General features: G+C 70.7%; 22 protein-coding genes and 4 tRNA genes. 13 read left to right on the top strand and 13 right to left on the bottom strand.

From position 1 onward, the window contains the following. The first annotated feature begins 108 nt into the window (after window positions 1-108). Window positions 109-183: transfer RNA gene (locus ACGFR7_RS32635), tRNA-Asp, on the top strand. A 290-nt stretch (window positions 184-473) separates the two neighbouring features. After that, a complete protein-coding gene (locus tag ACGFR7_RS32630) occupies window positions 474-707 on the top strand; it encodes a DUF6274 family protein (protein ID WP_393326185.1) in 234 nt (77 codons plus the stop codon). A gap of 529 nt (window positions 708-1,236) precedes the next feature. Here ACGFR7_RS32630 and bldC read toward each other — a convergent pair. Then, window positions 1,237-1,443 carry a developmental transcriptional regulator BldC gene (gene bldC, locus ACGFR7_RS32625; protein ID WP_003949541.1) on the bottom strand — a complete coding sequence of 69 codons (207 nt, stop codon included), beginning with the start codon at window positions 1,441-1,443 and terminating at the stop codon, window positions 1,237-1,239. Window positions 1,444-1,955: 512 nt separating this feature from the next. Beyond that, the gene (locus tag ACGFR7_RS32620) at window positions 1,956-2,792 is read right to left on the bottom strand and encodes a hypothetical protein (protein WP_393326182.1); all 837 of its coding nucleotides are present in this window, start codon (window positions 2,790-2,792) and stop codon (window positions 1,956-1,958) included. Window positions 2,793-2,989: 197 nt separating this feature from the next. On the opposite strand from ACGFR7_RS32620, the gene ACGFR7_RS32615 reads away from it, so the two are divergent. Next, a complete protein-coding gene (locus tag ACGFR7_RS32615) occupies window positions 2,990-4,108 on the top strand; it encodes a Leu/Phe/Val dehydrogenase (RefSeq protein ID WP_393326179.1) in 1,119 nt (372 codons plus the stop codon). A gap of 319 nt (window positions 4,109-4,427) precedes the next feature. Further along, window positions 4,428-4,679, top strand: coding sequence for a DUF3073 domain-containing protein (locus ACGFR7_RS32610; RefSeq protein ID WP_030086208.1), 252 nt, complete (start codon window positions 4,428-4,430; stop codon window positions 4,677-4,679). Window positions 4,680-4,852: 173 nt separating this feature from the next. Here the strand turns inward: ACGFR7_RS32610 and purM are convergent, their stop codons facing one another. From purM to purS, 8 genes are all read right to left on the bottom strand, one after another. Beyond that, a complete protein-coding gene (gene purM / locus ACGFR7_RS32605; protein WP_350251772.1) occupies window positions 4,853-5,920 on the bottom strand; it encodes a phosphoribosylformylglycinamidine cyclo-ligase in 1,068 nt (355 codons plus the stop codon). A 34-nt stretch (window positions 5,921-5,954) separates the two neighbouring features. Then, the gene (purF, locus tag ACGFR7_RS32600) at window positions 5,955-7,514 is read right to left on the bottom strand and encodes an amidophosphoribosyltransferase (RefSeq protein WP_393326176.1); all 1,560 of its coding nucleotides are present in this window, start codon (window positions 7,512-7,514) and stop codon (window positions 5,955-5,957) included. Window positions 7,515-7,830: 316 nt separating this feature from the next. After that, window positions 7,831-8,628, bottom strand: a complete 798-nt coding sequence (locus ACGFR7_RS32595; RefSeq protein WP_393326173.1) for a sterol carrier family protein — start codon at window positions 8,626-8,628, stop codon at window positions 7,831-7,833. A 72-nt stretch (window positions 8,629-8,700) separates the two neighbouring features. After that, window positions 8,701-9,546 (bottom strand): murein hydrolase activator EnvC family protein, encoded by an 846-nt coding sequence (locus tag ACGFR7_RS32590; protein WP_393326171.1) that lies wholly within the window; start codon window positions 9,544-9,546, stop codon window positions 8,701-8,703. Between the two features lie 33 nt (window positions 9,547-9,579). Further along, the gene (locus tag ACGFR7_RS32585) at window positions 9,580-10,095 is read right to left on the bottom strand and encodes an ArsR family transcriptional regulator (protein ID WP_393326169.1); all 516 of its coding nucleotides are present in this window, start codon (window positions 10,093-10,095) and stop codon (window positions 9,580-9,582) included. 158 nt (window positions 10,096-10,253) lie between these two features. Then, window positions 10,254-12,503, bottom strand: coding sequence for a phosphoribosylformylglycinamidine synthase subunit PurL (purL, locus tag ACGFR7_RS32580; RefSeq protein ID WP_393326167.1), 2,250 nt, complete (start codon window positions 12,501-12,503; stop codon window positions 10,254-10,256). Continuing rightward, window positions 12,500-13,180 (bottom strand): phosphoribosylformylglycinamidine synthase subunit PurQ, encoded by a 681-nt coding sequence (purQ, locus tag ACGFR7_RS32575; protein ID WP_393326165.1) that lies wholly within the window; start codon window positions 13,178-13,180, stop codon window positions 12,500-12,502. The genes purL and purQ overlap by 4 nt, the downstream gene beginning before the upstream one ends. After that, window positions 13,177-13,422 carry a phosphoribosylformylglycinamidine synthase subunit PurS gene (gene purS / locus ACGFR7_RS32570; RefSeq protein WP_393326163.1) on the bottom strand — a complete coding sequence of 82 codons (246 nt, stop codon included), beginning with the start codon at window positions 13,420-13,422 and terminating at the stop codon, window positions 13,177-13,179. Before purS ends, purQ begins: the two co-directional genes overlap by 4 nt. A 300-nt stretch (window positions 13,423-13,722) precedes the next feature. Between purS and ACGFR7_RS32565 the strand changes: the two genes are divergently transcribed. From ACGFR7_RS32565 to ACGFR7_RS32530, 8 genes are all read left to right on the top strand, one after another. Continuing rightward, a complete protein-coding gene (locus ACGFR7_RS32565) occupies window positions 13,723-14,043 on the top strand; it encodes an Lsr2 family protein (RefSeq protein ID WP_086720559.1) in 321 nt (106 codons plus the stop codon). A 119-nt stretch (window positions 14,044-14,162) separates the two neighbouring features. Then, a tRNA-Gly gene (locus tag ACGFR7_RS32560) sits at window positions 14,163-14,234 on the top strand. Between the two features lie 79 nt (window positions 14,235-14,313). Next, window positions 14,314-14,386 (top strand) — tRNA-Gly (locus ACGFR7_RS32555). A 193-nt stretch (window positions 14,387-14,579) separates the two neighbouring features. Continuing rightward, complete coding sequence (locus ACGFR7_RS32550; protein WP_393326160.1) at window positions 14,580-15,674, top strand: ABC transporter ATP-binding protein; 1,095 nt, start codon at window positions 14,580-14,582, stop codon at window positions 15,672-15,674. Then, window positions 15,671-16,489, top strand: coding sequence for an ABC transporter permease (locus ACGFR7_RS32545; protein ID WP_393326158.1), 819 nt, complete (start codon window positions 15,671-15,673; stop codon window positions 16,487-16,489). Before ACGFR7_RS32550 ends, ACGFR7_RS32545 begins: the two co-directional genes overlap by 4 nt. A 36-nt stretch (window positions 16,490-16,525) precedes the next feature. Further along, complete coding sequence (locus tag ACGFR7_RS32540; protein ID WP_393326155.1) at window positions 16,526-17,803, top strand: sensor histidine kinase; 1,278 nt, start codon at window positions 16,526-16,528, stop codon at window positions 17,801-17,803. Between the two features lie 172 nt (window positions 17,804-17,975). Then, on the top strand, window positions 17,976-18,605 hold the full coding sequence (locus ACGFR7_RS32535) for a DNA-binding response regulator (protein ID WP_393326153.1): 630 nt from the start codon (window positions 17,976-17,978) through the stop codon (window positions 18,603-18,605). Window positions 18,606-18,658: 53 nt separating this feature from the next. Continuing rightward, window positions 18,659-18,731: transfer RNA gene (locus ACGFR7_RS32530), tRNA-Gly, on the top strand. Between the two features lie 232 nt (window positions 18,732-18,963). Here the strand turns inward: ACGFR7_RS32530 and ACGFR7_RS32525 are convergent. Together ACGFR7_RS32525 and ACGFR7_RS32520 are read right to left on the bottom strand one after the other, a co-directional pair. Continuing rightward, window positions 18,964-19,863, bottom strand: a complete 900-nt coding sequence (locus tag ACGFR7_RS32525; RefSeq protein ID WP_393326151.1) for a phosphoribosylaminoimidazolesuccinocarboxamide synthase — start codon at window positions 19,861-19,863, stop codon at window positions 18,964-18,966. Between the two features lie 140 nt (window positions 19,864-20,003). Further along, window positions 20,004-21,287, bottom strand: a complete 1,284-nt coding sequence (locus tag ACGFR7_RS32520) for an MFS transporter (protein WP_393326149.1) — start codon at window positions 21,285-21,287, stop codon at window positions 20,004-20,006. A gap of 101 nt (window positions 21,288-21,388) precedes the next feature. Here ACGFR7_RS32520 and ACGFR7_RS32515 point away from each other — a divergent pair, with 101 nt between their 5' ends. Continuing rightward, on the top strand, window positions 21,389-22,288 hold the full coding sequence (locus ACGFR7_RS32515) for a LysR substrate-binding domain-containing protein (protein WP_393326146.1): 900 nt from the start codon (window positions 21,389-21,391) through the stop codon (window positions 22,286-22,288). A 134-nt stretch (window positions 22,289-22,422) separates the two neighbouring features. Here ACGFR7_RS32515 and ACGFR7_RS32510 read toward each other — a convergent pair whose 3' ends face one another. Continuing rightward, a complete protein-coding gene (locus ACGFR7_RS32510; RefSeq protein ID WP_393326144.1) occupies window positions 22,423-23,904 on the bottom strand; it encodes a N,N-dimethylformamidase beta subunit family domain-containing protein in 1,482 nt (493 codons plus the stop codon). Window positions 23,905-23,988 lie beyond the last annotated feature (84 nt).

The following is a 23,988-nucleotide window of genomic DNA, read 5'->3' as shown; positions in this document are numbered from 1 at the left end:
CCTCTCCCGCCCCGGAAACGGGGCCGCCGGTAGCGAGTTCGACCGCACCCCCTGACCTGCTGTACAGTCTTGTTTCGCAGCCCGCCGCAAGCGGAAAGCGAAACGCAAGGTCCTGTGGAGCAGTTTGGAGTGCTCGCCACCCTGTCAAGGTGGAGGCCGCGGGTTCAAATCCCGTCAGGACCGCATCATTTACGGCCCGCATCCTTCTCGGATGCGGGCCGTTCTGCTGTGCGGAGCGGTCCGCGCCTGGTGTGCGGCCACCGGACGCCGGCCACCGCACACCCCGTCAGGACCTGCCCCTGCGGCCCGTATCGAGACCCCTCGCGGGCCGCCGGCCCCGGGTCGCGCCGCTGCCCGCCTCCCCCGCTCGGCCGAATGCGGTGCGTAGCCGGTTTGCTGCCCGCCGTATTGACTGCGGCACGCACCACCGGTACTCACTGAGGAAGGGCACGGGGGCCGGGGAGGTATGCGCGATGACGACTGCGGTACGGCACGAGACCAGGGCGCTGTTGCGGGCCCACCTGCTGGCGGCCACGGGCTATCGGCACCTGATGCGGCACTGCCCCATCTGCCATCAGCTGCTACGGCTCGCCATGGAGCCGCACACGGCCCGCTCCGCGGCTCCGCCGCCCGCGGCCGCCCCCGCCCCGCCGCCGGCCGTCTGTGAGCCGTCGGCGGCCGAGGGCGAAAGTCCCGTGGGTGGATGACCCACGGCGCCTGCGCCCTCACTCGCACGGTGGCAGGCCGTTGGGCGCGGTGGGAGGAGTTCTCTACCGCAGCGGACGTATCGTCTTCAAGCGCCGCGTAGTGTGACGGGTGTCACCGAACTTGTTTGGCGCGATGCGGAACTTACACCCCCCATACAAGCGGTCAATTTAATATGTGCAATTGCACCACCCGTGAACGGCTCAGTAACGAGCCCGCAGGGTCCGCACGCAGAGGCCCCCACAAGCCCCGTGAAGGCACCCTGACCGGCGTCCGGGGTGGCGTTGGCGCCGTGCCGACCCGCCCGCCCCGAAGGGCCCTGGAGCGGGCGCACACAAAAAGATCGCGCTGGACCCGGCGGAGTCCAGCGCGATCGATGACGTACCCAAGATGGGGCGGGTGTGGGGCCTGTGGGGGCAGGCGCCGCGTCATATGAAGCTGTGTAAAGCAAGGTGAAGCAGGTCGAGCTAGGGGTACAAAGCAGGCATTTTCGGGTTGGGGGCCCCGAAAACGACCTGGTTATGCGGTTGTTCAGGCCTCGCTGCGCTGCTGCGGAATGCCCGCGAGCAGTGCGCGGACCTCAGCCTCGCGGTAACGCCGATGCCCTCCGAGCGTGCGGATGGACGTGAGCTTGCCTGCCTTGGCCCAACGGGTCACCGTCTTCGGGTCCACGCGGAACATCGTGGCAACCTCGGCAGGGGTAAGCAGCGGCTCGGCGTCAGGGGTGCGAGCGGTCATGAGCGGCCTCCTCGGGAGAACCGAACCATCACGGTTCTTTCCTCTAAATTCTGCACCTTGACCCACGTTGCCCGAAATGGCGGACGCGGGCCGAGTCGGTTATAGGACGAACGGCTTGTCCTCGGCACTACAACTACACCATCTGTCCAGCCACGTCGGCCAAACCGATGGAATTGCCCTCTCAGGTGTTCAACCTCGGCGGAAGCCGATGGACCGTGCCATAGCGGACAGTCACTCGTCCGTGACGATCAGTCACAACGTGAACAGACGCCACGAGACCCCTCAAGGAGCGCAATACCGATCTATCCGCCCTTAGTTGGACGGAAGGAGCCCACGTCGGGCTCCTTGTCCTATTTTGGCACGAGGGTATGGCTTGGGAGCAAGACCCGAAGTCAGTGCTTTAGGTCACGCTTGAGGCAATCGCCCGGATCAGGACCTACGTCCCTTCCCGTGCGAACACCGAAAAGCGAAAGCAATCATTCCGCATCATGATCCCCGGACCGCACCGGCCCTCAGCTGGAGAACTGACGTTCCCGCACCGCACGCCACCGCTGGGAAAGCTTCTCGTACGCGACCCCGGCCCGCTCGCCGTCCCCGTCGCGCAGCGCCGCCAGCCCCTCCGCCACCTCGGCGGCGGAACGGTCCTCGGCAAGCTGCTCCTCGGGCACCGCGTGCACCAGCCCTCCGTAGTCCAGCTCCACGAGCGAACGCGGATGGAATTCCTCGAGCCAGCGCCCCACATCTACCAGGCCGTCGATCAGCGGCCCCTCTTCCAGGGCGTCGCGCAGCGTGCGCAGCCCCCGGGCGACCCGTCGCCGTGCCTGCACCATGGGTGTCCGGTAACGCATCACGGGCGCCTGGTCACCCTTTGTGTACTCCCGCTCGCCGTCGTCGAACAGCACGAACCAGCGGACCGGGACGTGCCAGGCCGCACCCCGGATCCAGGGCCTGGCGTCCGGGTTGCGCTCCCGCCACCGCTCGTAGTCGCCGGCCGCCTGCAGCCGCACCACCGGGGGCAGCGCCGCGTCCAGCACCGACGCCGGCAGCAGCTCGTCCAGCGCCTCCAGGGCCTGCCAGCCGCGCAGCCGGGTGCGCCACGGGCAGACACACGTCACCTCGTTCACGACGGCGATGAAGGCGTCCGCGCTCTCGTGGACCGGCACCGGCGCCGGCGGGGTCGCCAGCAGATCGGCCAGCGCCCGGCGCTGCTCGTCCTGGGCGGTGGGGGTGTCCTCCCGTTTGGCATAGCGCGCCCAGTGGGAGCGCTCCGGCTCGGGGAACGCAGCCAGCGGCTCGTAGACCCGTAGATATGCCATGTACGGGACCTTCACCGACGACGCCAGGGCCACGCCCGCTCCTTCAAAGGGGAAGTCCGCCGCCGGGAGATCCCGAGGGCCCCCGCCGGCCTGCGATACGACCAGATCGTCCCATGCCCGTCCCTCGGGAGAGGGTGATCCTGGGCACCCGACCGATCAACCGGTCCCGCAGGTCTTACGCTCTTTGCAACCGGCCCTCCCCACCCGTCGGAGGGCACCCTTCGCGACTTATGGGAGTCACCACCGTGACTGACGTACGTCCGGCCCACGCCGGCACCGACGGCGGCGTTCTGCACACCCTGTTCCGATCGGAGCAGGGGGGCCATGAGCAGGTCGTTCTCTGCCAGGACCGTGCCAGCGGCCTCAAGGCCGTGATCGCCATCCACAGCACCGCCCTGGGCCCCGCCCTCGGCGGCACCCGCTTCCATGCCTACGCCTCCGAGGAGGAGGCCGTGCTGGACGCCCTCAACCTGTCGCGCGGCATGTCCTACAAGAACGCCCTCGCCGGGCTGGACCACGGCGGCGGCAAGGCCGTGATCATCGGTGACCCCGACCTGATCAAGACCGAGGAACTTCTGCTCGCCTACGGCCGGTTCGTGGCCTCCCTCGGCGGCCGCTACGTCACCGCCTGCGACGTCGGCACCTACGTCGCCGATATGGATGTCGTCTCCCGTACGAACAAGTGGACCACCGGCCGCTCCCCGGCGAACGGCGGCGCCGGTGACTCCTCCGTCCTGACCGCCTACGGCGTCTTCCAGGGCATGCGCGCCTCGGCCCAGCACGCCTGGGGCGACCCGACGCTGCGCGGCCGCACGGTGGGCATCGCGGGGGTCGGCAAGGTCGGCCACCTCCTCGTCGAACACCTCCTGGAGGACGGCGCCCAGGTCGTGATCACGGACGTCCGCGCCGATTCGGTGGCGCGGGTGCGCGCCAAGTACCCGCAGGTCACGGCCGTTGCGGATACCGAGGAACTGATCCGCACCGAGGGCCTGGACGTCTATGCCCCGTGTGCGCTGGGCGGTGCGCTGAGCGATGAGTCGCTGCCGGTGCTGACCGCGAAGGTGGTGTGCGGCGCGGCCAACAACCAGCTCGCCCACCCCGGCGTCGAGAAGGACCTCTCCGACCGCGGCATCCTCTACGCCCCCGACTACGTCGTGAACGCCGGCGGCGTCATCCAGGTGGCCGACGAGCTGCACGGCTTCGACTTCGACCGCTGCAAGACCAAGGCGGCGAAGATCTTCGACACCACGCTGGCGATATTCGCTCGCGCGAAGGCCGACGGCATTCCGCCCGCCGCGGCCGCCGACCGCCTGGCCGAGCAGCGCATGGCGGAGGCGCGGCGCCCCTGACCCAGGCCAAAAATGCGCCCTTGCGGGCCGGAAAGACAGCTCTGCGGGACCCGTCACGGGCGGCCGGGGGAGACATCCCTCACCACCCGTCGGCGGGTCGCCGTACAGGACAGGTTAAAATCGCAGTTGACCAGCGGGGACGGGGCACCTTGCCGGTCGTGCCGAGCGGCGGGTGATGCGGGCGACGTACCGTATGGCCGCGGAAGCAGGTACCGTTAAAGCCCTACGGGCCGGTCTCTCTGTCGAGAGCCCGCTCTGATCCATGAACGCGTGTCAAGACTCTGGGGCCATCGAGCCCCGTCATTGAGGGGGTCGACCCATGGGGCGCGGCCGGGCCAAGGCCAAGCAGACAAAGGTCGCCCGCCAGCTGAAGTACAGCAGCGGTGGGACGGATCTCTCACGACTGGCCGACGAGCTGGGTGCATCACCGTCGAACCAGCAGCCTCCGAACGCCGAGCCGTTCGAGGAGGACGAGGACGACGACCCGTACGCACGGTACGCAGATCTGTACAACAGCGACGACGACGAAGAGGACGAGGGCGACTCGTCCCAGCAGCGTCGTCGCGCTTGACTCTCTGCGCGCTCGCGGCACCCATAACAGCATCACGGACCCGGTCCGGGGCATCGCCCGGACCGGGTTCTGTGCTGCCCGGATGACCATGGGCGCGGTGGCCGCACCGACGGCCGCCGGGAAGAAGGGCGCCTGTCCTGGCCCGTGCGGGGCTGTGGAAGGCGCCCGTCCGCTCAGCGCGCGTAGTCACCGGTCAGGGTCACTGCCTCTGCGCGGTCACCGCGGTCGGTGATCTCGCCGCTGACCCAGGCGTCCACGCCACGGTCGGCCAGCGTGGTCAGGGCGGCCTCCACCGACCCCTGCGGGACGACGGCGATCATGCCGACGCCCATGTTCAGGGTCTTCTCCAGCTCTCCGCGCTCGACCGAGCCGGCCGAGCCGACCAGGTCGAAGACCGGGCCCGGCGTCCAGGTGGCGCGGTCGACGGTGGCGTGCAGGCCGTCCGGGATCACCCGGGCGAGGTTGTTGGCCAGGCCGCCGCCGGTGATGTGCGAGAACGCGTGCACCTCGGTCGTACGGGTCAGCGCCAGGCAGTCCAGCGAGTAGATCTTGGTGGGCTCCAGGAGCTCTTCGCCGAGCGTGCGGCCGAACTCCGGGATCTCCCGGTCCAGCGCCATTCCCGCACGGTCGAACAGCACATGGCGGACCAGCGAGTACCCGTTCGAGTGAAGCCCGGAGGACGCCATGGAGATCACCGCGTCGCCCGTACGGATACGATCCGCGCCCAGCACCCGGTCCGCCTCGACGACGCCGGTGCCGGCACCCGCGACATCGAACTCGTCCGCGCCCAGCAGCCCCGGGTGTTCCGCGGTCTCGCCGCCGACCAGCGCACAGCCGGCCAGCACACAGCCCTCGGCGATGCCCTTGACGATCGCGGCGACCCGCTCGGGGTAGACCTTGCCGACGCAGATGTAGTCGGTCATGAACAGCGGCTCGGCGCCGCAGACGACCAGGTCGTCGACGACCATGCCGACGAGGTCGTGACCGATGCTGTCGTAGACGCCCATCTTGCGGGCGATGTCGACCTTCGTGCCCACGCCGTCGGTCGCGGAGGCGAGCAGCGGGCGCTCGTACCGCTTGAGGGCGGAGGCGTCGAAGAGGCCGGCGAAGCCGCCGAGCCCGCCGACGACCTCGGGGCGGGTGGCCTTCTTCACCCACTCCTTCATCAGGTCCACGGCGCGGTCGCCGGCTTCGATGTCAACGCCCGCGCTCGCGTAGCTGGCACCAGTGGTCTCTGACATGACGGAGAACTTTCGTGTCGTGTGGGTACGAGCTCTACGGGCGACGCAGCGCGTCGGCCCCGCCGATCCCGGCGGTGAGCGTCTGGACGCCGTCCACGTCGGACGTGGCCCCGCTCGCGGTCTCCGACTCCAGGAGGTGCTTGCCCAGCAGCCCCGGGTCGGGCAGCTCCATCGGGTACTCGCCGTCGAAGCAGGCGCGGCACAGGTTCGGCTTGGCGATCGTGGTCGCCTCGGTCATGCCGTCGATGGAGATGTACGCGAGCGAATCGGCGCCCAGCGACTTGCCGATCTCCTCCACGCTCAGCCCGTTGGCGATCAGCTCCGCGCGGGTGGCGAAGTCGATGCCGAAGAAGCACGGCCACTTGATCGGCGGGGACGAGATCCGGATGTGGACCTCGAGAGCACCGGCCTCGCGCAGCATCCGGACCAGGGCGCGCTGGGTGTTGCCGCGGACGATCGAGTCGTCGACGACCACCAGGCGCTTGCCGCGGATGACTTCCTTGAGCGGGTTGAGCTTGAGCCGGATACCGAGCTGGCGGATGGTCTGCGAGGGCTGGATGAAGGTCCGGCCGACGTAGGAGTTCTTGACCAGGCCGGAGCCGTAGGGGATGCCGCTGGCTTCGGCGTATCCGACGGCGGCGGGCGTGCCGGACTCCGGGGTCGCTATCACCAGGTCGGCATCGGCCGGCGCCTCGGCGGCCAGCTTGCGGCCCATCTCCACCCGGGAGAGGTACACATTGCGGCCGGCGATGTCGGTGTCCGGGCGGGCGAGGTAGACGTACTCGAAGACGCAGCCCTTGGGGCGGGCCTCGGCGAAGCGGCTGCTGCGCAGACCGTTCTCGTCGATGGCGACCATCTCACCGGGTTCGATCTCCCGGATGAAGCTGGCGCCGCAGATGTCGAGGGCGGCGGTCTCGGAGGCGACCACCCAGCCGCGCTCCAGGCGTCCGAGGACCAGCGGGCGGATGCCCTGCGGGTCGCGGGCGGCGTAGAGCGTGTGCTCGTCCATGAAGCAGAGCGAGAAGGCGCCCTTGACCTTCGGCAGGACGCGCGGGGCGGCCTCCTCGACGGTCAGCGGTTTGCCGTCCTCGTCGACCTGGCCGGCCAGCAGCGCCGTCACCAGGTCGGTGTCGTTGGTGGCCGCGACCTGGGTCGCCCGGCCGCCCTCACGGGGCAGCGCGGAGACCAGATCCGCCAGCTCGGCGGTGTTCACCAGGTTGCCGTTGTGACCGAGCGCGATCGAGCCGTGCGCGGTCGCACGGAACGTCGGCTGGGCGTTCTCCCACACCGAGGCACCGGTGGTGGAGTAGCGGGCATGGCCCACGGCGATATGGCCCTGGAGGGAGCCGAGCGAAGTCTCGTCGAAGACCTGGGAAACCAGGCCCATGTCCTTGAAAACGAGGATCTGGGAGCCGTTGCTCACCGCGATGCCCGCGGACTCCTGTCCACGGTGCTGCAGCGCATACAGCCCGAAATAGGTGAGTTTGGCGACCTCTTCACCCGGAGCCCAGACACCGAAGACGCCGCAAGCGTCCTGGGGGCCCTTCTCGCCGGGGAGCAGGTCGTGGTTGAGTCGTCCGTCACCACGTGGCACGGCACCGAGTCTAGGGCAGGTCGCGCATTCATCCGAACCGGGGACGGCCTCGAAACTGGATGAGTGCATGAACGAGGGGCCGCGCGGCTTGGCGTGTCCACGCCCCGCAGGGGGCGGCCCATCGCCCCGGCGCACCTCGGATCCCTTGGCTCACCTGGCGTGCCGCCGGGTGCGGGGTCCGCGGGGCAGAGCGTGTGGATCTTGCGGTGCGGGGGCGCGTTCCGCTCCGTGTGAGATGCGCGACGCCGATCCGGCAGTCGTCGTGCGGACGCCGGGACGCCGCCCGCGGCGGGTGCGGGCGCCGGACCCGCCGTCGTCAGCTCAGCACGGGCAGATACCCGCCGATATCGGCCCGCTCGCCGCCGGCGCTGACCGTCGCCGCGTCCAGCTCCCCGTCCCAGGACGCGCGGCCGGTGGCCAGCCGGATCCAGGTCAGCGGGTCGGTCTCGACGACATTCGGCGGGGTGCCGCGGGTGTGTTTGGGGCCCGCCACGCACTGCACCACGGCGAACGGCGGGATCCGCAGCTCCACCGAACCGCCGGGGGCCCGGTCCGCCAGTACGTCGGCCAGCAGGCGGGTGGTGGCGGCCAGGGCCTGGCGGTCGAAGGGGATCTCCAGGCCGGTCGCCGCCGCGAGGTCGTCGCTGTGCACGACGAGTTCGAGACAGCGGGTGACGAGGAAGTCGGCCAGCGGCATCGCGCCGGGCAGGACCGGCAGCAGCCGGTCGTCCGGCTCCGGCGCGACGACCTCGGCGAACTCGGCGGCGGTGCGTTCCAGCAGCTCCACGGGGTCGTGCGCGTCGGCCAGGGCGCGGGTGCGCTCGTCGACGTCAAAGGCGCGCGGCGCGGCCGCCGACGGCCACTCCAGCAGGGTGGCCTCCGCCCGCGCCGGCACCGGCCGCTCCAGACTGCGCGCCACGCTCCCCACGGCCATGGACAGGTGCGCCACCAGCTCGCGCACCGTCCAGTCACCGAGCCGGGTCGGCAGCGCCAGCTGGCCCGGCGCAAGGGCGCGTACGGCCTCCTGGACGTGAGCGAGCTGGGCCGTGACGGCGCTGCGGGTCTTCTTCGGGTCGTACCGGCGGGGGCGCGGCTTCCGGGCGGCAGGAGGCATGTGCGTCAGCCTACGAGGCGCCTCTGACAGGCGCGGCCGAATGCGCGGGACGGGCGCCGGGGCGGCCGGCGCTCAGTCCGCCGGTGCCGACCGCGGCGCCCGGGCCTCGAAGACCGCGCCGTGGTGCGGGACGCCGACGCCCTGCCAGGTGAACGGGACGCCCTGGGCGGTGACCGGGTCGGCGGCGTCCATGAGCTGGAAGTGGACGTGCGGCTCGCTGCTGTTGCCGGAGTCGCCGCACTGGCCGAGGGTTTGCCCCATCCGCACCCGGTCGCCCGTACGGACGGTGAGCGAACCGCGGCGGACATGGGCGTAGAGCGCGTGGACGCCGTTGCCCAGGTCGAGGATCACATGGTTGCCGAGCATCGGGCGGGCGCCGCCGAGCGTGCGGGCCGGGCCCTCCAGGGCGAGCAGGTAGACGGCCGCGGGCCAGGACGTGCGGCTGAGATGGTCGCGCCGGCCGTCCTCGGCACGGACGACGGTGGCGTCGGCGACGGCGAGCAGGGGCGCGCCGAAGGCCGGGAAGTCCTCGTTGCGGCGGACCAGGGGCCACCAGCCGAAGCCGGGCCTGGAGCCCGGCTCCGGTTCCGCCACGATGTCGATCGCGTACGCCTGCCCGTAGGCCCGTGTGCCATGGCTGGGGACCTTGTCGGCGGGGCTGTTGAGGGCCTTCCAGCGGCCGGTGACCGGAGCGGCGACCGCCACCGGCTCGCGGGCCGCGCCCGTCGCGCCGTCCGCCTCCGCGCGGGCCGCCCGGCGGTTCACCCCGAATGCGATCAGTATCCAGAAGGCCAGGGGTACCCAGCCCCACCAGTACGGAATGTCGGTGAAGAAGCCCGCGACGAAGATCACGAGGAAGATCAACAGGCAGGCACGTGCGGCGTTCCTGGCGAGCTTGCGTTCAGTGGTGGACTTCATTCCGTCTCCCCCGTGAGGTCGTGTGGCCGGGCGTCAGCACCCGGCGGCGGTCAGCATCACCAGCAGCGGCACGACGCGGCCGGCCGGAACCTCGTAGCGGCCGCGGGCGGCCGTCTGCAGCCAGCCGGCGGCGGTCAACTGCCGCAGGTGGTGGTAGATCTGGCCGGTCGTGCCCGTGCCGTCGAGTTCGGTGAGTTCGGCGGCGGTGCAGCGGCCGCCGAGGATTTCGCGCAGCAGCCGCAGCCGCAGGGGCTGGCCCAGTGCGGCGAACGACTCGGCGGCGGCCGCCCAGTCGTCGTCCAGCAGGGCGTCGGTGGCCAGGCCGTACTGCCACTCGTAGCGCAGCCCGGCCGGCGTCCGTACGGCCCCGGTGAAGAGCACTCCGCCGTTGTCGGCGCCGAGTTCGGCCCACTGTTCCTTGAGGCCGCGCAGCGCCCACAGCTCCTCGTCCGGCTCCCGCTCGGGCGCGGGAGCCGGAGGGCGGGCGGCGGACCGCTCCAGCGCGGCCAGCCGGCGTTCCACCTGGGCCAGCCGCTGCTCAACATCCATAGTCAGAGATTACGTAATGACGTAATTCATGGCAATGGCTGCGGTGCGGGAAGGTGCGGGCAGGTACAGGCAGATGGGGGAAACGGCGACGGCCCGCCCCCATGGCGGGGACGGGCCGTCGGACCGTCAGTGGCGCGGCGTGGCGCCCGGGCTCCGTCTCAGGCGATCAGGCCCGGGATCGTCGCCTCGTGCGCGTCCTTGAGCTCGCTCAGCGGGATGCTGAACTGCCCCTGGACGTCGATCTCGGCGCCGTCGATCACACCGATCCGGGTGGCCGGCAGCCCCCGCGCACCGCACATGTCGGTGAAGCGGAGCTCCTCGCTGCGCGGCACGGCCACCACGGCCCGGCCCGCCGACTCGGAGAAGAGCAGCACGAACGGGTCGAGACCGTCGGGAACGACGAGGCGGGCACCCTTGCCGCCGCGCAGGCAGGACTCCACCACGGCCTGGATCAGACCGCCGTCGGAGAGGTCGTGCGCGGCGTCGATCATGCCGTCGCGGGAGGCGGAGATCAGCACCTCTGCCAGCAGCCGCTCGCGCTCCAGGTCCACCTTCGGCGGCAGACCGCCGAGGTGGTCGTGCACCACCTGCGACCAGGCCGAACCGCCCAGCTCCTCACGGGTGTCACCCAGGAGGTAGAGCAGCTGGCCCTCGTCCGCGAAGGCGATCGGGGTGCGGCGGTTCACATCGTCGATCACGCCGAGCACCGCGACGACCGGGGTCGGGTGGATCGCCACCTCGCCGGTCTGGTTGTAGAGCGACACATTGCCGCCGGTGACCGGGGTGCCGAGGGTCTGGCAGGCGTCGGCGAGTCCACGGGTGGCCTCGGCGAACTGCCACATCACCGCCGGGTCCTCGGGCGAACCGAAGTTCAGGCAGTCGGAGACCGCCAGCGGCTTGGCACCGGACGCGGCGACGTTGCGGTACGCCTCGGCCAGCGCCAGCTGCGCGCCGGTGTACGGGTCGAGCTTGGCGTAGCGCCCGTTGCCGTCCGTGGCGAGCGCGACACCGAGGTTGCTGTCCTCGTCGATCCGGACCATGCCGGCGTCCTCCGGCTGCGCGAGGACGGTGTTGCCCTGCACGAACCGGTCGTACTGATCGGTGATCCACGCCTTGGAGGCCTGGTTGGGCGAGGCCACCAGCTTGAGGACCTGCGCGCGCAGCTCGTCCGCGTCCGCCGGACGGGCCAGCTTGGCCGCGTCGTCGGCCTGGAGGGCGTCCTGCCAGTCGGGCCGGGCGTACGGGCGCTGGTAGACCGGGCCCTCGTGGGCGACGGTGCGCGGCGGCACGTCCACGATCTGCTCGCCGTGCCAGAAGATCTCCAGCTGCGAGCCCTCCGTCACCTCACCGATGACGGTCGCGATGACGTCCCACTTTTCGCAGATCTCCAGGAAGCGGTCGACCTTGCCGGGCTCGACGATCGCGCACATCCGCTCCTGCGACTCGCTCATGAGGATTTCCTCGGGCGAGAGGGAGGAATCGCGCAGCGGCACGGTGTCCAGCTCGACGCGCATTCCGCCGGAGCCGGCCGAGGCCAGCTCGCTGGTGGCGCAGGACAGCCCGGCGCCGCCGAGGTCCTGAATACCGTCGACCAGGTCCGCCTTGAAGATCTCCAGGGTGCACTCGATGAGCAGCTTCTCCTGGAAGGGGTCGCCGACCTGGACGGCGGGGCGCTTGGTGGGCTTGGAGTCGTCGAAGGTCTCCGAGGCCAGCACGGAGACACCGCCGATGCCGTCGCCGCCGGTGCGGGCGCCGTAGAGGATGACCTTGTTGCCGGCGCCGGACGCCTTGGCGAGGTGGATGTCCTCGTGCTTCATGACGCCGATGCAGCCGGCGTTGACCAGCGGGTTGCCCTGGTAGCAGGCGTCGAAGACGACCTCGCCGCCGATGTTGGGCAGGCCCAGGCAGTTGCCGTAGCCGCCGATACCCGCCACCACGCCCGGCAGGACGCGCTTGGTGTCGGGGTGGTCGGCGGCGCCGAACCGCAGCGGGTCCACGACCGCGACGGGGCGGGCGCCCATGGCGAGGATGTCGCGGACGATGCCGCCGACGCCGGTGGCCGCGCCCTGGTAGGGCTCGATGTACGAGGGGTGGTTGTGGGACTCCACCTTGAAGGTGACGGCGTAGCCCTGGCCGACGTCGACGACACCGGCGTTCTCGCCGATGCCGACGAGCAGCGCGTCGTTCTCCGGGGCCTTCTCGCCGAACTGCTTCAGATGGACCTTGCTGCTCTTGTAGGAGCAGTGCTCGGACCACATCACCGAGTACATGGCGAGTTCGGCGCCGGTGGGACGGCGGCCGAGGATCTCGCGGATGCGCTGGTACTCGTCCTGCTTCAGGCCGAGCTCGGCCCACGGCTGGTCGGTGTCCGGCGTCTCGGCGGCGTGCTTGACGGTGTCGAGAGTCATACGTTGACCAGCTTCTTCAGGATCGAGGTGAAGAATCCGAGGCCGTCGGTACGGCCCGTACCGATCAGCGGCTCCACGGCGTGCTCGGGGTGCGGCATGAGGCCGACGACGTTGCCCGCCTCATTGGTGATGCCGGCGATGTCGCGGAGCGAGCCGTTGGGGTTGCCGTCCAGGTAGCGGAAGGCGACCCGGCCCTCGGCCTCGAGCATGTCGAGCGTGCGCTCGTCGGCGACGTACCGGCCGTCGATGTTCTTCAGCGGGATGCTGATCTCCTGGCCGGACGTGTAGTCCGCGGTCCAGGAGGTCTCCGCGTTCTCCACCCGCAGCTTCTGGTCGCGGCAGATGAAGTGCAGATGGTTGTTGCGCAGCATGGCGCCGGGCAGCAGGTGGGTCTCGGTGAGCACCTGGAAGCCGTTGCAGATACCGAGGACCGGCATACCGGCCCTGGCCTGCTCGATCACGGTCTCCATCACCGGCGAGAACCGGGAAATGGCACCGGCCCGCAGATAGTCGCCGTACGAGAAACCGCCGGGCAGCACCACGGCGTCGACCTGCTTGAGGTCCTTGTCGCGGTGCCACAGCGGCACCGCTTCGGCGCCGGCGACCCGGACCGCGCGCTGGGTGTCGCGGTCGTCGAGCGTGCCGGGGAAGGTAATGACTCCGATCCGCGAGGTCATGAGTCGACCCGCACGGTGAAGTCTTCGATGACGGTGTTGGCGAGGAAGGTCTCGGCCATCTCTTGGATGCGAGCGAGGGCGGCGGCGTCGACCGGACCCTCCACCTCAAGTTCGAAACGCTTGCCCTGACGGACGTCGGCGATCCCCTCGAAGCCCAGGCGTGGCAGTGCGCGCTGCACCGCCTGCCCCTGCGGGTCGAGGATCTCCGGCTTGAGCATGACGTCGACTACGACGCGTGCCACTGGCACTCCCGGTGGTGTGGTGCGTAAGGCGGTGTCCTCACAGTACCGTGTTCGAAAATCTACGCGCATAGATATGCGGACGGCCCGATCACGGTCCGGTATCGGAAGGAGTGCAGCTCAGGAAAAATTCTCGAAAAGATCCGGGGTCCGGATTGCGGGAAGACACGCTGACGAAATTAACTGGGCTTCACAATGCAATGCCCATCGCTGTACAAATGAAAAAGCATTGATCCCAATCAGCCGGATCCGGAGCATCACCCCACGTCAACAAGGGGTCGCTCCCCGAAAGGACCGATATCCGTGGCGCAGCGCGTAGTAGTAACGCTCTCCGATGACATCGACGGAGGAGAAGCCGCAGAGACGGTCGCCTTCGGATTGGACGGGAAGTCGTACGAGATCGACCTCAATCCCGCCAATGCGAAGAAACTGCGCGGTGCCCTCGCCCCGTTCGTGGAGGCCGGCCGCAAGCGGGCCAAGTCCGGCAAGGCCTACCACCGGACCGCGGTGAACCCCGACCCCGCGGCCGTCCGCGCCTGGGCCCGATCCCACCAGATGGACGTCCCCCCACGCGGCCGGATCCCCAAGAAGGTCTACGAGGCCTTCAACGCCGCCAACCACTAACCGACTTCAGCGCGTCCCCCGGCTCGGGCACAGCCGACTTGCACAGCACCCCTACTGATCAGCTAGAGTCTGGAACACGCCGAGGGGCGAGGCCGAAAGGCCGGACCTCACGGAGTCACGCGGGTGTAGCTCAGTAGTAGAGCGCCCTCTTTCCAAGAGGGAGGCGCAGTGTGCAATCCCTGTCACCCGCTCTGACAGCTCGACCGTTCCCGGTCATGGGATCAGGTACAGTAGCTGTCGCGCCGCTCGGTGAAAGCCGAGTGGATGCCTGCGGACGTAGCTCAGTTGGTAGAGCGCAACCTTGCCAAGGTTGAGGTCGCGAGTTCGAGCCTCGTCGTCCGCTCAGAAAAAGAAGGCCCCGGTCATTGCGACCGGGGCCTTCTTCCTTTTCCGGTGATCATGTCGTGCCCTCCTCCCTCCCTCTCTGTCGTGCCCTCTCCCTTCCCTCCCTCCCGGTGATGGCAACTGACATTTGTCATCGGCTGCGATGACAGGACGCACTGCCCGGAAACGTGATCCGGCGAAACGCTGGGCTCATGAACATCGGGGAGAAAACCATCGCGGAGACCGGCCGCGGCGGCGCCGGGAGCACGAGCTCCGGCGTCGGTGTGATCGAAGTCACCGAACTCCGCAGGCGCTACGGCGGGGCCGGGCGGCCCGGTAAGGAGAAGGGGGAGCCGGGCGGGCGGAGCACGTCCGGTGAGCAGGCGGGTGGGCGCAGCCGGCCGGGCGGGCGGAGCAAGTCCGGCGCGGGGGAGAGCTATGAGGCCGTGAGGGGCATCGACTTCACCGTCGACCGGGGCGAGCTGTTCGCGCTGCTCGGCACCAATGGTGCGGGCAAGACCTCCACCCTCGAACTGCTGGAGGGCCTGGCCGCGCCCACGTCCGGGCGGATCCGGGTGCTCGGCCACGATCCGTTCCGGGAGCGGGACAAGGTGCGGCCCCGTATCGGCGTCATGCTGCAGGAGGGCGGGTTCCCCGCCGAGCTGACGCCGGCGGAGACCCTGCGGATGTGGGCGGGGTGCACCACCGGGGCGCGACCGGTCGAGGAAGCCCTCGGCTCCGTGGGACTGGACCGGCGCAAGGACGTCCGGGTCAAGCAGCTCTCCGGCGGCGAGCGCCGGCGGCTGGATCTCGCCCTCGCGCTGCTGGGGCGGCCCGAGGTGCTGTTCCTGGACGAGCCGACGACCGGGCTGGACACCGAGGCGCGGCATGCCACCTGGGAGTTGGTCCGCGAGCTGCGGGACTCCGGGACCACGATCGTGCTGACCACGCACTACCTCGAGGAAGCCGAGGAGCTGGCGGACCGGCTGGCGATTTTGCACAGCGGACGGATAGCGGCGGCGGGGTACGTCGCGGACGTGGTCGCCGCGCACCCCTCACATCTCTCCTTCGAACTGCCCGACGGATTCCATGTCGGCGATCTCCCGCCGCTGGGGGAACTGGGAGTCATCGGCCATGAGACGACCGGGCGCACGGTCCGGCTGCGGACGGACGAACTGCAGCGGGCCGCGACCGGGGTGCTGCTCTGGGCGCAGGACAAGGGGATAACGCTGCGCGGTCTGGACGTCAGATCCGCGTCCCTGGAAGAGGCATTTCTGCACATCGCAAAGGGGCTGGAGAACACATGAGTGCGGGTACAAGCCAAGCTGTCGGCGATGAGCGGGGGAGAATTCCTGCGGAAACCCGCACTGCCGGCCGTCTGCGCGCCCTGGGCCGGGCCGAGTTGACGCTTCTCGGCCGCAACAAGTCCGCGCTGTACACATCGTTGTTCCTCCCGATTGTCATCGCCTTCGCCATGAAGCAGACGGTCGGTTCGATGAACCTGGCCGGCACGGGGCTGTCGGTCGAAACAGTGCTGTTGCCCGGCGCTCTCGGCTACGTTCTGCTCTTTGCCGTCTACTCCAACCTCACCGTCGCCTATGCCGCCCGGCGCGAGGAACTGGTGCTCAAACGCCTGCGCACCGGAGAACTCCGGGATCTGGAAATCCTGACCGGCACGGCGCTCCCCTCGGTGGTGATAGGGCTGGCGCAGTGCGCGCTCTTCGTCGTGGTCGGCGGCCCGGCGCTGGGCACCGGCCTGCCCTCCGCACCACACCTCCTGATCGCCGGAGTGTTGCTCGGTACGGTCACGGTGGTCGGGCTCGCCGCGGTCTCCTCCGTCTTCGCGAGGTCGGCCGAGGCCGCTCAGCTGACCGTTATGCCCTTCATGATGCTGTCCATGGGCGGGTCCGGGATGGTGGTCCCCTTGGACGTCCTTCCGGATCGGATCGCCGCGTTCCTCGAATTCCTGCCGCTGTCGCCGGCGATGGAGCTGATACGGGGCGGCTGGACCGGTGGCGGGGACCTCAAGGCGACGGTGGGGCAGCTGATCACCGGCTTGGCCTGGGCCGGGCTCGCGCTGTTTGCTGTGCAGCGGTGGTTCCGCTGGGAGCCGCGGCGCTGACGACGCGCGAGATCAGACGACGGGGGCGGGCAGCGCATGATCGGGCGGCTACGGGCGATGTGGCACCGGCGGAGCCAGGTGGGCATGGTCGAGGCGTACTTCCGCTGGACGTTGTATGCCCTCCCCTGGCTACCTGTGATCGGCGGCGTGATGCCCGTCATGGGCCTCACGGGCAGCAGCCCGTTGCCGGTCGCCTTGGCCGTCGGCGCCAGTGGGCTGAACGTGGTTCAGGGCGTGCTGTCCGTGCCGCTGTTCAACCGGGCATTGAACCGCTATCTGAAACTGGGGGCGACACCACGTGGCCTGCTGCTCGTCTCGGGTGTGCTGACGGTCGCCGCCGGAGTCGCCTTGGTCGCGCTGGTCGCGGTCAACGGCATCGGCCGCGACCACGCCCCCGACGAAAGCCTGGCCACGGTGTCCATCGCCCTCGGCGCCAACCTCACGCCGTTCTCCATGGCGCACAGCCTGGTGGTGACCAAGCGCAGCTTTCTGGCAGCGCTGGCCGCCGCCACGGCGGTCCTCATCCTGCTGTTCGGGGTGCTCACGGGCTCCTGGCTGGGGGCACTGGCCGTATCGAGTCTGCTGGTCTTCGCCTGCCTGTGGAGCTTCGTGATAGCGCGGCCCACGGGCTGGCTGCTCGGTGTGGTCCGGAAGCTGGACGCGGCGCGCGGTACCGAGGCGCGGCTCGCGGTCGCCGAGGAACGGCTGCGTTTCGGCCGGGATCTGCACGACGTCATGGGCCGGAATCTGGCGGTGATCGCCCTGAAGAGCGAGCTGGCGGTCCAGCTCGCCCGGCGGGAGCGGCCGGAGGCCGTGGAGCAGATGGTGGAGGTGCAGCGGATCGCCCAGGAGTCCCAGCGCGAGGTACGGGAGGTGGTGCGCGGTTACCGCAAGGCGGATCTGCGGGCGGAGTTGGCCGGGGCCCGCTCCATCCTGCGGGCGGCCGGGGTGGACTGCCGTATCGAGGGCGAGGACGCCACGCAGCTGCCGCCGGAGGTGGAGTCGGCGCTCGGCTGGGTCGTACGGGAAGGCACCACGAACGTCCTGCGGCACGCCGCCGAGGTGCGGCACTGTGCGGTGCGGACCCTGATCGATCCGCACCGCTCGGTACTCGTGATGACCATGGAGAACGACGGTGTCACCACCCACCGGACGGTCACCACCGGGGCCGACCGGCTGCCCGGCAGCGGCCTCAAGGGACTGCGGGAACGGCTGCAGCCCTTGGGCGGCACCCTGGCGTCGGGCCCGGTCCTGCAGGGCTCCTACCGTCTGACGGTCGAGCTGCCGATACCGATGGGGGCGGCGATGGGGTAGGGAGGGGTGCGGGCGGCGCGGGCGAACGGCGTGGTGCGGGCGAACGGCGTGGTGCGGGCGAACGGCGTGGTGCGGGGGTTCGGCGCAGAAAGCTCGGCGCGGGATTCGGTACTGGGGTCCGGTGCGGGGGTCGGGTGCGGGGATTCTCGGTAGGCGGAGAGGTGGACAGCGGGTGAGTGACGGGGTGCGTGGCGAGGTGATCCGGGTGTTGCTCGCGGATGACGAGCATCTGATCCGGGGTGCGCTGGCGGCGTTGCTGTCGCTGGAGGACGATCTGCTGGTGGTGGCCGAGGCGGCGTCGGGACCGGAGGCGCGGGCGATGGCCCGGGCCCACAGGCCGGATGTGGCGGTGCTGGATCTGCAGATGCCGGGGGCGGACGGTGTGGCAGTGGCCACATCCCTGCGGGGTGAGGTGCCGGGGTGCCAGTCCATGATCGTGACGAGTCACGGCCGGCCGGGGCATCTGAAGCGGGCACTGGAAGCCGGGGTGCGGGGGTTCGTTCCGAAGACGGTGTCGGCGCAGCGGCTGGCGGAGATCATACGCGCGGTCCATGCCGGAAACCGTTATGTGGACCCGGAGTTGGCGGCGGATGCCATCAGTGCCGGGGAGTCTCCGTTGTCGGCCCGGGAGGCAGAAGTGCTGGAATGCGCCGAGGACGGGGCGCCGGTCGCGGAGATCGCGGAGCGGGCCTCGCTGTCGCCGGGGACGGTGCGGAACTACCTCTCGTCGGCGACCGCGAAGCTGGGCGCGGAGAACCGTCACGCCGCGGCGCGCCTCGCCCGCGAGCGAGGTTGGCTATAGTGGTGCCCGCACCGCGCGGCGGCGACTGGTTTCAGGAGCTGTGCACGGAGCATGCGGACGTAGCTCAGTTGGTAGAGCGCAACCTTGCCAAGGTTGAGGTCGCGAGTTCGAGCCTCGTCGTCCGCTCAGAAGACAAGGCCCCGGCCGGCAGTGATGCCGGACGGGGCCTTTTCGTGCGCCCGGGGCGCGATGCGGTGTCGCCCGGAGTGTGGTGTCGCCGGGGCACCCCGCCTGGGCACCCATAGATTGCCCCTCCCCTTCCGGCCCGGGTTCCGGCCAGGCCGGGTCGGGAGCCGGCCCGGGGTGGGGCCCGGGCCGGAAAAGGGCTCACGCCCAAGGGCTCACGCCCAGACGAGACTCACGCCCAGCTGAGACCCGTGAGGCGCTCGTAGGCCTCGACGTACTTGGCGCGGGTGCTCTCGACGATCTCGTGCGGGAGGGCGGGCGGCGGCAGCTCGCCCGTGCGGTCCCAGGCCGCGGCGGGAGAGGTCAGCCAGTCGCGGACGAACTGCTTGTCGAAGGACGGCTGGGCGCGGCCCGGCTGCCACAAGTCGGCGGGCCAGAAGCGCGAGGAGTCGGGCGTCAGGACCTCGTCGGCCAGGGTCAGCCGCTCACCGTCGAAGCCGAACTCGAACTTGGTGTCCGCCAGGATGACGCCGCGCTCGCGGGCGATGTCGCGGGCCCGGCTGTAGACGGCGAGGGTCGTCTGCCGGAGCTGGGCGGCCACATCGGCGCCGATCTGGTGGACGACCTCCTCGTAGGAGACGTTCTCGTCGTGGTCACCGACGGCGGCCTTGGTGGCCGGGGTGAAGATCGGCGCGGGGAGTTCGGAGCCGTCGACGAGGCCTTCGGGGAGGGCCAGCCCGCAGACGGTACGGGTCTGCCGGTATTCGGCGAGGCCGGAGCCGGTGAGGTAGCCGCGGGCCACACACTCGACGGGAACCATCCGCAGCGACTTGCAGACCAGGGTGCGGCCCGCCCAGTCGGCGGGAGCGCCGGCCGGGACGTCGGTGGAGAGGACGTGGTGGGGGGCCAGGTCGGAGAGCTGGTCGAACCACCACAGGGACAGCTGGGTGAGGATGCGGCCCTTTTCGGGGATCTCGGTGGGCAGCACCCAGTCATAGACGGAGGTACGGTCGCTGGCGACCATGATCAGGTCGCCGGCGGCGTTCTGGTAGAGGTCGCGCACCTTGCCGGTGTGCAGGTGGGTGAGTCCGGGAACCTCCACCGGCTCGGGCTTTTCTACAAAACCGGGCACGCTTCCTCCGCGTAGGTTGATCCAGGAGTCCTACCGATTCTCCCTTACGCGGGCCGGTGGTGGCGGACGGGGGGCCGGTACGCCGGGGGAGCTGGGTGCCTGGCCGTGCGAGCCGGGCGTCAGGCGGCGGGGGCGGGACGTCATGCGGTGGGGCGGGCGCCCTGGCGGCCACCTTGCCGGACGCCCCGGCGAGCACCCCGGTGGGCGATCAGCGCGAGGGTGGCCGCGGCCGGGACTGCCACCACGAGCAGCACCGTGGCCGGGGCGAACAGACCCGTGAGCAGCGTGATCGCGTACGGGGTGCAGAAGCCCAGGTAGCACAGGGCCCAGAAGCGGGCGGTCAGACGGGCCAGCCGGTCCGGGGGCGCAAGGGCGGCGACCTCGGTGAGGCCGTAGGCCACGCACAGTCCGTATCCGGCGCCGAGTGCGGCGGCGGCGAGCAATGCGGCGTCCGGCCGGATACGGGCGACCGCGAAGGCGGCGAGGAGCAGGCCGACGATGACGGCGGCGAGGCCGGTCACGGCGGTGGCGGTCCGGTGGCGGGCGGCGAGGCGTCGGGCGAGGGGAGCGACGGCCAGGCCGGCGCCAGGGGTGACGGCGGTGACGAGCCCGGCGTACACGGTCTGCCAGCCGGTGAGCTCCGCATCGACGAGCCCGGGGAGGGTGGCGAGGGCGATGCTGGGGGCGACGAACACCCAGGGAGCAACGGGGGCGACCAGACGGCGGAAGGCCGGGCCGGGGGCTGGGCCGGGCGCGGGCGCGTCAGGCGTGCGGGCCGCCCCCAGCCCGCCGGTGCGGGCCGTTTCCGGTGTGCGGGACGCCAGGAGCGCGGCTGTCACGGAGAGGGCGAGGTGGGGCAGGTATGCGGTGATCATGGGCGCCGGGGCCCACTGGGCTATCAGCGCCGCCACCAGCCCGCCGGTGGCGAAGCCCGCGGAGAGGAAGAGTCCCGAACGGCGGGCCGCGGCGCCGGCCGTCGAGCGGGTGTCGTACGGAGGCGAGGACAGCTCCTTGATCCATGCGCTGCCGGCGCTGAGCAGGGCGCCGGCCCCGATGCCGGTCAGGAAACGGCCGGGCCACAGCAGGCCGGTGGCCGTCGAACCCGCCATCAGCAGCACGGTCGCCAGCGCGGAGAGCGCGAGGGCGGCGAAGACGACGGGGCGGCGGCCGCGGCGGTCGGCGGCCGGACCGCCCAGGAACAGACCGGGGATCAGGCCCAGGACATAGACACCGAAGAGGGCGGTGGTCGTGGCCTCGGTCAAACCGAGATCCGAGTGGTAGGCGCCGAGGAGGGCGGAGAACTGATTGGCGCTCCAGCCCGAGGTGGTCATCACCCAGCCGGTACGCAGCCAGTGGCGGTGACGGGTCGGACGGCGGGCGGTCCGGGTGGTCCGGGAGGCGGCGGGGGGTGCCGTGGTCGTCATGGAATGTGTTGTACGGGCCGCACGGGCCGCGGCGCCTCCCCCGTTCAGGAAAACTGAACGGCCCCCGATGGCAGGGCGAGTCCGGAATTATCGTGGGCCTCATGGATCTGCGGCGGCTCTCCTCCTTTCTTGCCGTGGTCGAGGAAGGGCACTTCGGGCGGGCGGCGGCCCGGCTGTTCCTTTCTCCCGCGGCGGTGACCGGCCATGTACAGCAACTGGAGCGGGAGTTCGGCACCCTCCTGCTGGAGCGCAGCCCGGTGGCGCCGACCGCGGCGGGGCGGCGGCTGGTCTCCCACGCCCGTACGCTGCTCGCCGCCGCCAACGCCGCGATGGACGATGTGGCGGACGCGGCGCAGGGGACGGCCCCCGCCCGGCCGCTGCGGGTCGGTGTCATGGGGCACGGGTCGGCCGAGGTGACCCCGGCCGCGATCAGTGCCTTCCGCCGGGCACGGCCCGACGTCCCGCTGTCGCTGGTGCAGTTGACCTTCACCGAGCACTGCAGTGCGCTGCGCGAGGACCGGGTGGACGTGGCGTTCGTGCGGCCGTTGGTCCGGAGTGCGGAGATCGAGGCCGATGTGCTGACGACCGAGCAGCGGATCGTGGCGGTGCCGGCGGCGTCCTCGCTCGCGGACGCCGCGCACGAAGGGGTACGGATGGCGGACATCATCGACCTGCCGTATCTGCGGCTGCCCTCGCACACGCCGCAGCCCTTCACCGACTACCTGTACTTCAACGAGGGCCAACGGCGTGGCCTCGACTACGCGCTGACCCCGCAGGACGTGCTGACGAGCGTGGCGGCGGGGCGGGGAGCGGGCTCGGGGCTGAAGTCGTTCGCGCGCTACTACCCGTGGCCGGGGGCGGTGTTCGTACCGGTACTGGATGCCCCCTGGGCGCAGAGCGTGCTCGCCACTCGCGCCGGGGACCCGAATCCGGAGGTGCGGATCTTCCGGGCCCTGACGGTCGCTCTGGCAAGGGAGTTGGGGCCGTCCGCCGCGCGGTAGCGGGCGGGGCGCTGGCACGGCCGGGCGGGGGCGGACGGCGGGCGCGGGCAGGCCCCTCTGCGGGCGCGGCGTTCGTGCGGGTGGGGCCTGGCGCGGTCGCGGGGTTGCGCGGGCGGGGCGGGCTGCGGGTGGGCTCAGTCGCGCTTGCAGATGCGGTCGAGGAGGTTGGCGGTGGCGCGTTGGATGCGTTCGTCGACATGGCCGGGGCGGTCGAGGGCCGGGGACCAGGCGAAGGTGCCGGAGGCGAAGACCCAGGCGCCGCTGGGGGCGCGGTAGAGGGAGGTCTCCTGATGGCGGCGGGCGCCTTCGCTGTCGCGGTAAGGGGAGTGCGCGAGCAGGATGCGTTCGGTGTGCTCGGGGAGGCTGGTGCGCGGGAAGTAGCGGTCCGCCTCGCCGGCGACCAGACCGGGAAGCTCGTCGCCTTCGTGCGCGCCGGTGGCCTCCCACAGCCAGTGGCCGCCGTTGCGTACGACCATGGGGGCCGGCTCGGGGACCCGGCCGGCGTACTGGATGCCCATCAGCCGCTGTTCGGGGTTCCCCAGCTCCCGCCACAGTGCGGGACGTCCGGGGCCCTGCCGCTTGCGGCAGTGGAGCAGCGCGTCCGGGCCCGAGGGCGAAGGGGAGAGATCGACCTGCCAGTACATGGTGTTGGCGGAGAGGAAGACGAGGGAGGTGCCGGTGTCGCGGGCGTGCTCGACCGTACGGCGCATGGGCACCGACCAGTACTCGTCGTGGCCGGGGAAGACCAGGCCGCGGTAGCGGGACGGGTCGACCCGTCCGGCGTGCAGATCGCGGGCATCGGCGTAGGCGAGGTCGTAGCCGTAGCGCTCGGCCCAGCGGATGAAGTCGTAGGCGTGGCCGACATGGAGGGGCAGTCCCGCGCCGGCATAGGGGCGGTCGAAGGAGACGGTGGTGGCGGCGTCCCCCTCGCCGAGCAGCGCGCCCTCCTCGTCCCAGGCGTGGTAGAGGCTGGCGCCGGTCCGGCCGTCCTCCGGGTAGAGGTTGTAGGCCTGCCACGTGATGTCGGGCAGCAGCAGGAGGAGGTCCGCGGGCTGGTGATCGCGGACCGTGAAGGGGATGTGGGAGCGGTAGCGGCCGTCGGCGGTGGTGAGCACGGCGACATAGGCGCCGAGCTGCCAGGACGTGGGGACCTGCAGGCGCCAGGAGAGCCACCAGTGGTGGCAGGAGGCCGTGCGGTCGGCGGTCAGCGGGGGCGGCTGGACGATACCCGCCAGGCGGGGGCTGTTGGTGATCTTGGCAGCGCCGGCGCCCGCGTAATGGCCGATGCGGTAGATGTCGATGTTGAAAGGCTGGGGCGGGTCCACCGAGACGCGGAAGTCGATGGCCTCGCCGGGGGCCACCGCGCCGGGGCCGGCGAAGCCCTTGATCTGGCGGTGGACGTCATCGGCGGTACGCGGTCCGTTGTGCTTGCCGGGGTCGGGCACCGGCAGTGCGCCCTGGGCGACGGCGGGGTCGACGTACCAAGGAATGATGCGGCCGGAGTCGAAGTAGTTCTCGCTGCCGCGCAGCCAGGGCAGCGGGCCCTGCCCGAACGGGTCCGTGACCGCGTGGGCGAGCGCACCCGACTCCCAGCGCCTGATCTGATCCGTCGCCACCTTCACTCCCCTCCCGCATCCCCATCGGCCGCAGCCGATCGAGCCGCTACTGCGCCCGGCCGGGCGAACCCGGCCGGCCATCCC

Source organism: Streptomyces sp. NPDC048516 (genome assembly GCF_043199875.1).
Classification (GTDB): Bacteria; Actinomycetota; Actinomycetes; order Streptomycetales; family Streptomycetaceae; genus Streptomyces.
Note: the sequence above shows the minus strand (reverse complement) of the source record. Positions and strands in the feature narration are given on the sequence as shown.